We start from the raw sequence: 12,919 nt of genomic DNA, 5'->3' as shown, positions 1-12,919 counted from the left end.
CGCTTTTATATTGTTTTGGTCATATAAAGAGGAGGTTTTTGCTACCTTTAAACCGATTGATCAGTACGAGTTAAATAAGGAGTTAAAGAACAAAAGTATAGAAAATTTAACTCATAATGAAATGAAAAAGGTAGGAGAGCATTTTGTGACCGAGCAACTATCAGTGTTTGGGTCTACTAATAAAGAAGATGTGAAACGAAAAGGTGAAGAACTATTTTTAAATAGAGGGTATGAACAATTAATGGGAAATTATTATCCAAATCGTTTTCGAGATTTAGAGTATAAATTTACAAACGAGGAGGTACGTGAAGAGACCGATGAGAGTTTTCTTTATCAAGCTGTAGCGTACGTTGCGGGTACTGAAAATGGTAAGAGAAGTGAAATGAAATGAAATTGAATTATGAAGTGAAAATTGTAAAGGTTAATAATATATTTATGGTGCTAGAACAAAAGCAGCGCGTACAATAAAGGAAATTCATTGCTCAATAGAACATTTTTGGGTGTGTACTACTTAATGCGGAATAAAAAGGCCCTCAAGGAATAAAGGGCCTTTAAAGATTTTCATTTTGTTGACCAAGTTCTTTTTGAGCAATATATAAATTTCCTTGCTCGACTTGTTTAAGGGTATGAACAGAATCTCCTGCATATCCTTTTTGTGTTTTAACAGTTCTTTTTGAACGATTGGAATCTTGTTTCTTCATATAATAGGCCACCTTTCATCAAAAATAAACGAAAATGATAAGTATGAGTAATACAGCAGCGAAAATGGTAATGCCCATTAAAAACGAAGTGTTTTTATATTTAGGTGGCTTATGTACATCTTGCCGATATCCAGGTGAAATTTCAGGGGCAAATTCTTCATCGAATGATTGCTTTTTTTCTTTGTCGTCCATATGTACCCACCTTTCTTTTTCATTATATTATACGTTACAAGAAAAAATATGCATAAAGAAAACAGCCGCTTTATTATTAGCGGCTGTTTTGTGTTGTATATTTTCGTTGTACTTGAAAGAGACGGATAAGTAGGAAGGCAGCGCCAAATGCTAGACCGATAATAAGACCGATCCAATAGCCTTTTGCGGCCCATTCTGTATACGTTGCTAATATATAACCTAGTGGTAGACCTATTATCCAATAAGCAATTAAAGTCATAATTAGAGCGACATTTACATCTTTATAACCACGCAGAGCTCCTTGTACAGGGGTTGCAATTGCATCTGAAATTTGAAATAAAATCGCAAAGATAAGAAATTCTTTTGCTAAATGATGAACTTTTGCATCTGTCGTATAAATAGAAGCAATTTGATCATCAAAGAAGTAGAGAAGAATCGAATATAATAAAGCAAAGGCAAGGGCTAATCCAATTCCAATCAGTCCGTATTGTTTTGCATTAGCGAAACGTTTTGCACCAACTTCGAATCCGACCGCAATAGTCATTGCCATTGCTAAACTTAGCGGAGTCATATATAACAAGGAAGCGAAGTTCATAGCTGCTTGGTGAGCTGCAATAGTTGTCGTACTAAAATTACTCATCATAAGCGTTACCGCAGCGAAAATACTCGTTTCAAAAAAGATAGCAAATCCGATAGGGACGCCAAGCTTTAAGAATGCTGTCCAACTCGAAAGAGAAGGGCGGTATAATTGTTTGAAAATGTTGAAAGAGGCAAAAGGCTCTTTCGTCTGAATAATAATGACTGTAATAATTAAAATGCACCAATATGTTGCAGTGGAAGCAATTGCCGCTCCAACACCACCAAGTTTTGGGAAACCGAAGTTACCAAAGATTAATAAGTAATTTAATATTACGTTAATTGGTAATGATAGTAATGTAATAATCATCGTTGTTCGAGTTTTTCCTAATGCATCAATAAATCCACGTAAAACCGTGTAAGTGAATAAAGGTATAATTCCTATTGCGATAATACTTAAAAATTGAGCTGCAATACGTTCCACAGGTTCTTCTAAGCGCATGCCGTTTAAAATAGGTGAAACGACGAAGAAACCGATGAGGATAACAACGAAACTAGCACAAATTGCTAAATAAACTGCTTGTATGACAACGTGGGGAACGTCCTCTTTTTTCTTGGATCCAACGAGCTGTGCAACAATGGGAGTCGTGGCCATTAAAATTCCTGTTAACCCAGTACTAACTGGAATCCATATACTTGTTCCAATTGCGACACCTGCTAAATCAGTTGGGCTTGCATGTCCTGACATTGTTGTATCGAAAAAGCTCATCGCAAATAATGACATTTGCGTTACGAAAATCGGAAAAAATAGTAATACAAATTGCTTTAACTTTTGTGAGAATGAAGTAGTTTCTTTCATAAAATCCCCTTTCCGTATAAAAAAACAAACTCTTACTATCATACAATTTAATCAAAGATTAGAAAAGAAATACGCGCCTACAACATATGAAGCCAATAAAAAAAGGATGCACTTTGAAAAGGGATAAGGTATTATGATAAGGTGTGAAAAAATTACATATTATTTGTTATTAAGGAGGCACTACTTGTGGCTGATTGGTTAATTGGTTTAATCATGGGTGCTGTTGAAGGGTTAACAGAGTTTCTACCAGTATCATCAACAGGACATATGATTTTAACAGGACATTTAATTGGATTTGAAGACGAGAGAGCGAAAGTTTTTGAAGTTGTTATCCAATTGGGATCGATTTTAGCAGTTGTTGTTATATTTTGGAAGCGTCTATGGTCGTTAGTTGGAATAGGTAAAGTAACAGACGGACCATCGTTAAATTTATTACATATTATTATCGGGATGATTCCTGCCGGGGTACTTGGCGTATTATTCCATAGCACTATTAAAGAGGTTTTATTTGGTCCAGGACCAGTTGTTATTAGCTTAGTAGCCGGTGGTATTTTAATGATTGTTGCTGAGAAGTTTTCAAAACCAAGTACAGCAAGAACGTTAGATGAAATCACATATAAACAGGCATTTACAATTGGAATGTTCCAATGTTTAGCTCTTTGGCCAGGATTTTCTCGTTCTGGTTCTACAATAAGTGGTGGTTTATTAGCTCGCGTGTCGCATACAGCGGCAGCTGAATATACGTTCATTTTAGCGGTACCGATGATGGTAGCTGCAAGTGGCTTAGATTTAATTAAAAGCTGGGATGTATTAAGCTCAGCAGATATAACGCTATTTGTAACAGGATTTGTAACTGCATTCGTTGTTGCGATGCTTGCAATTGTTTCATTCTTGAAATTATTATCTCGTGTAAAACTAACACCGTTCGCTTATTATCGTTTCATTTTAGCTGCGGTATTCTATTTCTTCATTATGTAAAATAAAAACCTGCCGAGCTCGGCAGGTTTTTATTTTACTAATTTTTCTATCATGTTTTCCATTACATGTTCCCAAAGAGAAGTATCATCAGCTAATGTAGCACGGAAATTAGCATACATTTCTTTTTGTTTTTCTTCGAATGTTGGATCTTCTTTTTCAGGTAATGTAGCGCGCATTGAAGTTACTAATTCTTGTACTTTTGGAGCGCGTGGTCCAAAGACGGCTTGTTCATTTCCATCTTTATCAATGAAAATAAAGATTGGAATCGCACGTGCTGTTCCATTTGTTAAATATTGATCCATTAATTCTAAGTTTTCATCGCGAATTAATAAACGCATGTCAATATTTGCAACTTCAGAAATTCGTTTCATAACAGGTACGCATAAAAGAGCATCGCCACACCAATCGGCAGTTAATACGATAACACGCCAGCCATCATTTTGACGTTCTTCTAATACAGGAAGTAATTCATTTGGAATTAAAAAGTTATTGTAAATGTGTAGTAGCTCGTATTGGTTTACTTTCATTTCATTCACATATGTATCAAAGGACATACCTTTATCAGCCCATTGTTGTAAGTTCATAATTAACACCTCTTTAGTAAGATTTGCTTTCATTGTACCAATTTTTATATAGAAAAGCTTGTATTCTTACTCTTTCTTGTCACTTAATAATTTATTTAATAGAAAAAAGAATAGTACGGCACATAATTCAGCTAAGTTGGACATTTGTACATTTTCTATCCAATCATCAGCAGTATGAATGACGAACCAATCTAGTGTAATTTCAATGAATGAGAAAAGAGTGATAGAAATCCAATTTGGCATGTTTTGAGTCGATGGATATAGCAGCGCTTTGAAGAAACTGAAAATAAAAAATGTAATACCTTCTAAGAAAGTGATTAATAAAAAAAAGAGAAGTAAAGCAGTACGTGAACTATACGCTATACCTGTAATTTGAAAGATTCCTACATATACAAAAAATATAAATGCAAAAACTATAATGAGAAAAAGAGCAATAATACTAATAATAATTATTTTATCTTTTTGGCTGAGATTTGAGAACCTCTCCTCCTCACGCATTAAAATCCCCCTTTTTCTGGAAGTTGACTTCATTTTATCATGAACTACATATTAAAAAACTACGAATTATGGGAAAATAAGATGACAAAAAGTAAGATTTCATGTAAAATTATTAATAAGGTTTTTATTTAACTAAATGAAATAAAAGGAGCTGTCAATGTTGTCTCAAAATCGAGAGCAATTAATGGAAGAACTATCGACAAATGTGTTTGCTATGTTTCGCACATTGCGTAATGATATCGGAAAAATATTCGGTGGTTACATACCGTGGAATGAATTCATCGTTCTGAGAATATTAAATCGTACGAATAAAGAAATGGTATCGCGTGTAGCAAATGAATTAAATGTGTCGAATAGTCATATTACAGCTGTTACAGAAAAATTAATTAATAAAGGTTTTGTAACTCGTTCACGTTCTACATCAGATCGCCGAGTTGTGTATTTAGAGATTACAGAACAAGGGAAAGATTTAGTTGCGAAAATGGAAGATGCGAAAAAACAATATTTACAAGAAAGATTCTCTGCACTTTCAGAAGATGAAATGAATGTAATGATTTCAATTTCCAAAAAACTTATTTAAGTGATTATAAACAAGAAAACGCTTACGTGATGAAATAGAAGATCTTCCTTATATATGGGAGGTCTTCTTTCGTGTGTAATAGATGTTAAAAAATAAAATGTGTATGAAAAAACATAGAGCGCCATACTACTAATACAAGGAAGGAGGGAGAGATATGACGAATCGTAACGGTAGTAAAGGGAGCGGTAATCAAGGATCACCAAAGTCCGGCCAGTTTAATCAGGAATTTAGCACTGAATTTGAAACTGGTAATGATAATAAAGGGAAAGAATATCGTTCTAAAAAAGGGAGTAAATCAAAAAAGGAGTGAATTAATTCACTCCTTTTTTGATTTACGATGCTGCCGATTGATCCGAATTATATTTTTCTTCTGATTTTGCGACAATCATTGCGCAAATTGCATCCCCAGAAATGTTTACAGCTGTTCTAGACATATCTAGAATACGGTCAATACCGATAATTAAAGCGATACCTTCTACTGGTAGATTTACTTGATTTAAAACCATTGTAAGCATTACAAGTCCAACACCAGGTACACCAGCAGTACCGATACTAGCTAGTACAGCAGTTAATACGACCATAGCTAATTGCGGTAATGTAAGTTCAACTCCGTATACTTGAGCGATAAATACAGTGGCTACTCCTTGCATAATGGCAGTACCATCCATATTAATAGTTGCCCCTAGTGGTTGTACAAATGAGCTTATCGCTTTTGGAACGCCAAGCTTATCTTGTGCTGTTTTCATTGCAAATGGAAGCGATGCATTAGAGCTAGATGTACTAAATCCAATTGCCATTACTGGTCCGAAATGTTTAAAGAAACGAACAATATTTTCTTTTGCTAATACCTTTAATAAGCCACCATATACAAAGACCCCGTGAATAATGAGTACTAACATAACGACAATCATATACTTGAACATCGCAGCGACGCCTGCAAGCCCCATTTTACCAACGGATGAAGCGAGCAAACCGAATGTTCCAATTGGGGCTAATTTCATAACGAGATTAACAAGATACATCATTAATTCGTTGCCCTGTTCAAGTAATGAATGGATACCTTGAACTCGTTTTCCTAAAATAGCTATACCGAGTCCAATCAATACGGCAAAGGCAATGATTTGTAACATGTTTCCGTCAGCCATCGCTTTTGCTGGGTTATCTGGTACGATATTTAGCAATGTGTCAACGAAAGATGTTTCAGTTTTTGCACCTTCATACTTAAGACCTTCTGTTTTAAAATTACCGCCAGCTCCTGGTTTTATAATAAGTGCAAATGTAACCGCTATAGAGATGGCAACCGCAGTTGTTACGAGAAAGAATGAAATTGATTTTAAACCGATTCTTCCAAGTTGTTTCGGATCTCCAAGGCCGGCAGCACCAAGTACGATAGAAATGAACACAACAGGAACAACTAGCATTTTAATAAGTCGAATAAACAATTGACCAATTGGGTTGAACACATATTGATTTAGTGGCTCAAAGATAGATGGAGCAGCTAAATTTAGAGTGAGTCCAACAACTAGACCTAGAAATAATGCGATTAAGATTGCTTTTGTTTGTTTCAATAAAATCCCCCCTTTTGTTTTTGTGAAATTTCTTTCTAAAGTAATTATACCGAAAAAATCCCTAATTTAACAATATTTTCTGAATTTTTGGTTTTTAGGTGTAGATAGACTGATTTTGTGTTTGGAAAATAAAATAGACCATCACATAGGATGGTCTAGGGAAGGGGACAATTTATGTCAATTTAATTAGGGATGGAAGTTGCTTTAAGACACTGGGGAATGTCTTATAAATTAGGGAGGAACAACTTCAATACATATACTATAAAAGGTAGGTGTGACTCTCATGTGAACATAGGGTGAAAGAGAGAGGGAGTTTTAAATAAAAGGTAGAAAGACAAAAAAATAAGACCATCACATAAGATGGTCAAGGAAGGGGACAATTTATGTCAATTTAATTAGGGATGGAAGCTGTTCAAAGACACTGGGGAATGTCTTATAAATTAGGGAGGAACAACTTCGATACATATACTATAAAAGGTAGATGTGACCTCTGTGTGAACATAGAGTGAAAGAGAGAGGGAGTTTTAAATAAAAGATAGAAAGACAAAAAAATAAGACCATCATTTATAAGATGGTCAAGGAAGGGGACAATTTATGTCAATTTAATTAGGGAGGGAAGCTATTCAAAGACACTGGGGAATGTCTTATAAATTAGGGAGGAACAACTCCGATACATATACTATAAAAGATAGATGTGACCTCTGTGTGAATATAGAGTGAAAGAGAGAGGGAGTTTTAAATAAAATGAAAATTTAATGAGTGTTTTTTGTTCATCCCCTGTTGATTATTAGCCTTAACCAATCGGGCGTTTATTGCCCACAAATAGCGGAATAAAAGATAAAGCAAACAAAAAATAAGACCATCATTTATAAGATGGTCAATGGAAGGGGACAATTTATGTCAATTTAATTAGGGATGGAAGCTATTCAAAGACACTGGGGAATGTCTTATAAATTAGGGAGGAACAGCTTCGATACATATACTATAAAAGGTGGATGTGACCTCTATGTGAACATAGAGTGAAAGATATGGGGATTTGAAAGATAGTACATATGAAATTGTTATTGCTAGCAATATAGAATTAGGATATAGAGTTTTCCAGCATAAAACGAAAAGGAATCTGAATATAAATAAAAGTTGTAATCTATGAAAAAAAAGATTATGCTCAACTATATTATGAGAATATAAGGTTTGTCCCAATTATTTAAGGGCTTTTAAAAAGCTTTTTATTGTATGAGGGGAAGCTTCACTTTAATAAGGGAGTTAGTGATATGGACGTAACAAAAAAACAAGGGCTGTATAATCGTCTTATACGATTAAACCCACCACAAATATTAGCATTAGGCTTTTTCTGCTTAATTGTGGTTGGCGGTTTGTTATTAAAATTACCATTCGCAACGAAAGTACATATTAGTTGGGTAGATGCTTTCTTTACAGCAACGTCAGCAGCGACCGTAACTGGTTTGGGAGTAGTGGATACAGCAAGTACATTTACGATGTTTGGCGAAATTGTTATTATGTTTTTAATTCAAACAGGTGGTCTAGGCCTTATGACAATTGCCATTTTAATTGTTTGGGTACTAGGTAAAAAAATCGGATTACGCCATCGTTTATTAATTGGAGAAGCATTTAATCAAACAAATATAGGTGGTCTTGTAAAATTAGTAAAGCGTGTCTTTATATTTTCGATTTGTATTGAACTTATTGGGGTCATCTTTTTATCGTTTCGCTTTATTCCAGAGTTTGGTTTTGGAAAAGGTTTATACTATAGTATTTTTCATGTAATTGCATCTTATAATAATGCAGGGTTTGCTTTATGGCCAGATAATTTAACAAGATATGTAGGGGATCCCATTATTAATATTGGGATTTGCTCTTTAATTGTAATTGGTGGACTCGGTTTTACCGTATTAATTGATATATGGTATAGTCGCAGTTTTCGAAAATTATCACTTCACTCAAAAATAATGATTATTGGAACAGTAGTACTAAATGTTATAGCAATGATTGTGATTTTTGTATTGGAATATAATAATGTGAAGACATTAGGGAATTTATCTTTAAATGAAAAACTATGGGCTTCCTTCTTTCAAGGTATTACTCCGCGGACAGCTGGATTTAATACGGTTGACTATGGAGGTATGGAAGAATCATCTATATTATTTACGATGATTTTAATGTTTATTGGTGCAGGAAGTGTATCAACAGGTGGAGGAATTAAATTAACGACGTTTGTTATCTTAATTACATCTGTCCTTTCTTTCTTTAGAAAAAAGGAGGAAATTGTTTTATTTCAGCGTACAATTAAAATGTCGACAGTAACGAGGGCCTTAGCGATTGCTGTTGCCAGTCAAATACTTATTTTAGCAGCGGTATTCATATTAATGCTTACAGAAAACTTCAGCTTTATTCAATTATTATTTGAGACAATATCAGCGTTTGGCACAGTCGGATTAACGATGGGAATTACTGCAAAGCTATCGGCATTCGGAAAATGTATTATTATGTTTGTTATGTTCTGCGGATTAATTGGACCATTAACACTTGTGTTCTCTTTAGCGCGACCAGCAAAACAAAAAATAAAATATCCATCGGAAGATGTGTTTACAGGATAAGGTATCCCGCGTTAAGCGAGATACCTTTTTCTTTTTTAGAACAGGGAGAACAATAGACCAATAAGTGCTACTCGGAATAAAATTGCGATAAGTGCAGCAATTCCACCGACAACTGCAGCGATACCGCCAGTTACAGTAGCTCCGCGATTATAAGCGTAAATACCGAGTAAAACAGAAACAAGACCAAATAGTGTTGGAAATGTAAATAGCGATAAGATAGATAGCGCAAGAGCGATAAAACCAGCAGTTGATCCAGCAGCGGACGATTTTACAACATCTTTATCGTCTTTATCATCGTAATCATAATCAATGCGTTGTGGTGCAACCTCAGCGGCGTACTCTTCTTTATAGTCACTATAATCACTATCTATTCTATCTCTTTTTTTATAATCATCAAATTTCTCAGTCAAAGTCATGACTCCTTTCATAACAAGGTTCAATAGTAGTATGTATCTCTTTTTCTTTTTTATCCCGCTATTTGTGGGAGTCGAGCTACGTACACATCCCACTGATTAAAGTTTCACTATACCGGAGCATGTACAGGGAGTAGTATCTTTTAAAAGAAGGAAAATGTTTTTTTGAAATAGGAAAAGTTAGTATGACTTCCTCTATTTTGGAAAATATAAAAAGGAATAATGAGGAAAGGGTGCAATACATAATGGAACATCCAATTGAAAATTTAATGAAAACGGCAATGACAAATTTAAAAGAGATGGTAGATGTAAATACAATTGTTGGGAGCCCGGTTTCAACAGCTGACGGAAATGTAGTATTAACAGTATCTCAAGTGGCTTTTGGTTTTGGAGCTGGTGGAAGTGATTTTAAAGGGGATTTCATCACTGAAAAACATAACGGTGGGCAAAATCAGCATAAAGAGAACAAACAACGGCATCCATTTGGAGGAGGAAGCGGGGCTGGGGTTTCCATTAGTCCAGTAGCTTTTTTAGTAGTTGGTTCTAATGGGGTGCAAGTATTACATCTCAACAGCAGTACACATTTAATTGAAAAGGCTTTAAATACTGTACCAAGCACTGTAGATAAATTTGTGAATGGTCGTCAAAAGTGAACTTGCATTTTTTAGGAATTATGATATATTAGAAAAAGTGCGCTTTAGGATGATCGGAATAATTGAAATGTAAATATATATGATGTGTGGAATAAGGGAGAGGAATTTATGATTAATATCAAAAACTTAGTAGTTGGCTTATTTATGTTAGTAAGCGGCTTTGTTGTATATGTAATAAAAGAAAAAGCTCCATTCTAAAACAGACAAACCGTTAATGTCTGTTTTTAATTTGCGGAAAAAAGTTGACAAGTTATTGTATTGGTGTTAAAATTTTAATTCGTGTCTCGGTTACAGCTAGTGTAAAGTAAATATCTCTTATGAATGCAATACGAAAAGTTTGCGAAAGATCGGGTAATTTTATCAACAACTTTTGTGAACAAACCCTATAAATTGTATTTGTAAGCTATATATGTATACTAGTGAATCAAGGAGCGGTCAGTGGAACCGTAATGATGAGAGAGAGGTAGGGCTTTCATCCAGTATATGTTACTTTCCCGTTAGGTGAATATAAAAAAGAGGACTCCTTTTAAAAGGAGTCCTCTTTCATTTTTTAAGTGCGACTTTCAACTTGTTGACAAATTTCATCCGTTGTTAAACCGTGAGCTGTAATGACTGATCCTTTAATTGATGTATCTGCAATGCCCATCACATTAGAATCTTGCCCAGTTACAACGCAACAATCACACCCTTGTGCATCCTGTTCTGAGTTAAGTGTAACAACTTCATGACCTTGTTGTTGAAGAGCTTGTTGAACGTCTGTTAATGAGTTTTCAACGCCAATTCTAGCCATAATTATCACCTCCTACCATCTAATTGCTAGTATGCTCAAGTTCACTGCATATATTTATGAAAAGACGGTAGGAAGTAAATCTTTGTTTAGTCGTTATATACGCCAGTAAGCATTTGACTAACGAATTGATCGTTTAATGTATCTTGTGCTGAAGAAGTATTTGAATGGATGTCGATTGAAGCAATAAAATGATTATGTTCTTTCGTATTTGGTTCTACCTCTACGTAATTATCGAATTTACAAAAACCTTTCGTATCCATTAGATCAAATAATTGCAGCATTTCTACTACCTCTTGTCTCGTTCCTTTAATTTGTACACACGCCATATTTATTTCCTCCTTTATTTTGACAAATTGTTTTTTAAAAATAGGATTATGATTACGAAATGAAAAATATGAATGTTATTTTTAGACAGCGCTATTTTTGTTATTTCCCCCCTTTTTCAGCAAAAGTCGTTATATATTCCCAGATTTATAAAATAGGACGTCCGTTTATTGAATACAATAGATTCGTATCAATTGATGAAAATCCTTCTTTTAAACAAATATTTTTTTTAGTGGAAATTGGCGAAAAAATTTTTGACTTTTTTGTAAACGTTAACAATGTTGTTAAATCAGTATAAGCAAAGAAGTACGTACGAATAAAAATTATAAATTTTCTAAAAATTCACTTGATTTATTTAGAAAGGAGAGTAAACTAGGAAACAATAAAAAATTCATAGAACATAGGAGGCGCTTCTAGTGAATGAGCAATGGATTTTCTTAAATGGAGAATTTGTTCCAAAAGATGAGGCAAAAGTTTCAGTATATGATCATGGCTATTTATATGGCGATGGAGTGTTTGAAGGAATTAGAGTTTATAGCGGTAATGTTTTCCGTTTGAGAGAGCATCTTGTCCGGCTGTATGAATCAGCAAAATCAATCCTTTTAGAAATTCCATATTCATTAGATGAAGTAACAAATATTGTTGTTGAGACGATTCGACAAAATAAATTATCTAATGGATACATTCGCCTTGTTGTATCAAGAGGAGCAGGAAATCTTGGATTGGATCCCGATTCATGTAAGAAGCCGAATGTAGTAGTAATTGCAGAACAATTATCTTTATTCCCACAAGAATATTATGAGAAAGGGATTCCAGTTGTAACAGTTGCAACGCGCCGAAATCGTCCCGATGTTTTATCCCCTCAAGTAAAATCTTTAAATTACTTAAACAATATTTTAGTTCGTATTGAAGCGAAATTAGCTGGAGTACAAGAAGCACTTATGTTAAATGATCAAGGATATGTAGCTGAAGGATCAGGAGATAACGTGTTTATTGTTAAAGGAAATAAATTAATTACACCACCAAGTTCTGCTGGAGCGTTAGAAGGTATTACACGAAACGCCATTTTAGAAATCGGCGAAAAACTTGGGTATGACGTAAGAGAAGAGTTATTTACAAGACATGATGTATATGTAGCTGATGAAGTGTTTTTAACAGGAACAGCTGCTGAAGTGATTGCTGTTACGACAGTAGATGGTAGAACGATTGGCTTAGGGCAAACAGGTCCACATACGAACCGTTTATTAAAAGAGTTTCGTAAGTTAGTTGTAGAAGATGGAGAGAAAATTTACGAAGAAAATAAAGTTGGATAACAACTTTTTTAACATAAGAAAGCGTTGATAGGGAGGAGTAGTTGATTGTGAAGCCTCACAGAGAGTCGGTGGTTGCTGAAAACCGATGGTTCACGTCGACGAACATCGCCCTTGAGTGCTAAGCTAAAGCATTTGTCTAGGCTTAGACGGTAGCTCCGTTATTAGCTAGATCCATTTATGGATCACTGAGGCAAGAGTATTCTTGCGAAGAAGGGTGGTACCGCGAAATCTTTCGTCCCTTCAGCACATAGCTGGAGTGTGGACGTAGGATTTTT

The 12,919-nt window shown here is 34.7% G+C and carries 17 protein-coding genes, 1 pseudogene and 1 other annotated feature; of the genes and pseudogenes, 9 read left to right on the top strand and 9 right to left on the bottom strand.

The window, feature by feature from the left end; all coding sequences use genetic code 11:
• Window positions 1-468, top strand: a pseudogene (locus ACQGS6_RS03470) (biotin transporter BioY); the annotation flags it as partial.
• 83 nt (window positions 469-551) lie between these two features.
• On the opposite strand, the gene ACQGS6_RS03465 reads toward ACQGS6_RS03470, so the two are convergent.
• The 3 genes from ACQGS6_RS03465 to ACQGS6_RS03455 all read right to left on the bottom strand — a co-directional run bounded on the left by ACQGS6_RS03465 (window position 552) and on the right by ACQGS6_RS03455 (window position 2,328).
• On the bottom strand, window positions 552-701 hold the full coding sequence (locus ACQGS6_RS03465; protein ID WP_000743742.1) for a hypothetical protein: 150 nt from the start codon (window positions 699-701) through the stop codon (window positions 552-554).
• A gap of 18 nt (window positions 702-719) precedes the next feature.
• Window positions 720-893, bottom strand: a complete 174-nt coding sequence (locus ACQGS6_RS03460; protein ID WP_000341062.1) for a hypothetical protein — start codon at window positions 891-893, stop codon at window positions 720-722.
• 76 nt (window positions 894-969) lie between these two features.
• Window positions 970-2,328 carry an MATE family efflux transporter gene (locus tag ACQGS6_RS03455; RefSeq protein WP_426964883.1) on the bottom strand — a complete coding sequence of 453 codons (1,359 nt, stop codon included), beginning with the start codon at window positions 2,326-2,328 and terminating at the stop codon, window positions 970-972.
• 186 nt (window positions 2,329-2,514) lie between these two features.
• Between ACQGS6_RS03455 and uppP the strand changes: the two genes are divergently transcribed.
• Window positions 2,515-3,306 (top strand): bacitracin resistance undecaprenyl-diphosphatase, encoded by a 792-nt coding sequence (gene uppP / locus ACQGS6_RS03450; RefSeq protein WP_000796263.1) that lies wholly within the window; start codon window positions 2,515-2,517, stop codon window positions 3,304-3,306.
• Window positions 3,307-3,335: 29 nt separating this feature from the next.
• On the opposite strand, the gene ACQGS6_RS03445 is transcribed toward uppP, so the two are convergent.
• Entirely contained in the window at window positions 3,336-3,923 is a 588-nt protein-coding gene (locus tag ACQGS6_RS03445) for a thioredoxin family protein (protein WP_002004705.1), read from the bottom strand.
• 33 nt (window positions 3,924-3,956) lie between these two features.
• Window positions 3,957-4,388, bottom strand: a complete 432-nt coding sequence (locus ACQGS6_RS03440; RefSeq protein WP_001206404.1) for a regulatory YrvL family protein — start codon at window positions 4,386-4,388, stop codon at window positions 3,957-3,959.
• A gap of 160 nt (window positions 4,389-4,548) precedes the next feature.
• On the opposite strand from ACQGS6_RS03440, the gene ACQGS6_RS03435 reads away from it, so the two are divergent.
• A complete protein-coding gene (locus ACQGS6_RS03435; RefSeq protein ID WP_000081432.1) occupies window positions 4,549-4,968 on the top strand; it encodes a MarR family winged helix-turn-helix transcriptional regulator in 420 nt (139 codons plus the stop codon).
• Between the two features lie 154 nt (window positions 4,969-5,122).
• Window positions 5,123-5,278 (top strand): hypothetical protein, encoded by a 156-nt coding sequence (locus tag ACQGS6_RS03430; RefSeq protein WP_000184928.1) that lies wholly within the window; start codon window positions 5,123-5,125, stop codon window positions 5,276-5,278.
• A 22-nt stretch (window positions 5,279-5,300) separates the two neighbouring features.
• Here ACQGS6_RS03430 and ACQGS6_RS03425 read toward each other — a convergent pair whose 3' ends face one another.
• Entirely contained in the window at window positions 5,301-6,536 is a 1,236-nt protein-coding gene (locus tag ACQGS6_RS03425) for a dicarboxylate/amino acid:cation symporter (protein ID WP_098536345.1), read from the bottom strand.
• 1,271 nt (window positions 6,537-7,807) lie between these two features.
• Here ACQGS6_RS03425 and ACQGS6_RS03420 point away from each other — a divergent pair.
• Window positions 7,808-9,151 (top strand): TrkH family potassium uptake protein, encoded by a 1,344-nt coding sequence (locus ACQGS6_RS03420; protein WP_000383526.1) that lies wholly within the window; start codon window positions 7,808-7,810, stop codon window positions 9,149-9,151.
• A 35-nt stretch (window positions 9,152-9,186) separates the two neighbouring features.
• Here ACQGS6_RS03420 and ACQGS6_RS03415 read toward each other — a convergent pair whose 3' ends face one another.
• The gene (locus ACQGS6_RS03415; protein WP_000136535.1) at window positions 9,187-9,561 is read right to left on the bottom strand and encodes a hypothetical protein; all 375 of its coding nucleotides are present in this window, start codon (window positions 9,559-9,561) and stop codon (window positions 9,187-9,189) included.
• 188 nt (window positions 9,562-9,749) lie between these two features.
• Between ACQGS6_RS03415 and ytfJ the strand changes: the two genes are divergently transcribed.
• On the top strand, window positions 9,750-10,217 hold the full coding sequence (gene ytfJ, locus ACQGS6_RS03410) for a GerW family sporulation protein (protein ID WP_001986234.1): 468 nt from the start codon (window positions 9,750-9,752) through the stop codon (window positions 10,215-10,217).
• Window positions 10,218-10,325: 108 nt separating this feature from the next.
• Complete coding sequence (locus tag ACQGS6_RS03405) at window positions 10,326-10,415, top strand: hypothetical protein (RefSeq protein ID WP_000608227.1); 90 nt, start codon at window positions 10,326-10,328, stop codon at window positions 10,413-10,415.
• Between the two features lie 352 nt (window positions 10,416-10,767).
• On the opposite strand, the gene ACQGS6_RS03400 is transcribed toward ACQGS6_RS03405, so the two are convergent.
• Both ACQGS6_RS03400 and ACQGS6_RS03395 read right to left on the bottom strand, forming a co-directional pair.
• Window positions 10,768-11,007: a YkuS family protein gene (locus ACQGS6_RS03400; RefSeq protein ID WP_000101022.1), complete on the bottom strand. Its 240-nt coding sequence runs from the start codon at window positions 11,005-11,007 to the stop codon at window positions 10,768-10,770.
• An 86-nt stretch (window positions 11,008-11,093) separates the two neighbouring features.
• Window positions 11,094-11,333, bottom strand: coding sequence for a DUF3911 family protein (locus ACQGS6_RS03395; RefSeq protein ID WP_000752512.1), 240 nt, complete (start codon window positions 11,331-11,333; stop codon window positions 11,094-11,096).
• A gap of 59 nt (window positions 11,334-11,392) precedes the next feature.
• Here ACQGS6_RS03395 and ACQGS6_RS03390 point away from each other — a divergent pair, with 59 nt between their 5' ends.
• Together ACQGS6_RS03390 and ilvE are read left to right on the top strand one after the other, a co-directional pair.
• Window positions 11,393-11,629, top strand: a complete 237-nt coding sequence (locus ACQGS6_RS03390) for a hypothetical protein (RefSeq protein WP_000794204.1) — start codon at window positions 11,393-11,395, stop codon at window positions 11,627-11,629.
• Window positions 11,630-11,747: 118 nt separating this feature from the next.
• Window positions 11,748-12,644 carry a branched-chain-amino-acid transaminase gene (gene ilvE, locus ACQGS6_RS03385; protein WP_001005487.1) on the top strand — a complete coding sequence of 299 codons (897 nt, stop codon included), beginning with the start codon at window positions 11,748-11,750 and terminating at the stop codon, window positions 12,642-12,644.
• Window positions 12,645-12,659: 15 nt separating this feature from the next.
• Window positions 12,660-12,887 (top strand) — a binding site (T-box leader).
• Window positions 12,888-12,919 lie beyond the last annotated feature (32 nt).

It is taken from the genome of Bacillus sp. GMs2/2, from assembly GCF_050172095.1.
In the GTDB taxonomy this organism is placed as follows: Bacteria; Bacillota; Bacilli; order Bacillales; family Bacillaceae_G; genus Bacillus_A; species Bacillus_A cereus.
This window is presented reverse-complemented; position numbering and strand designations above follow the sequence as displayed.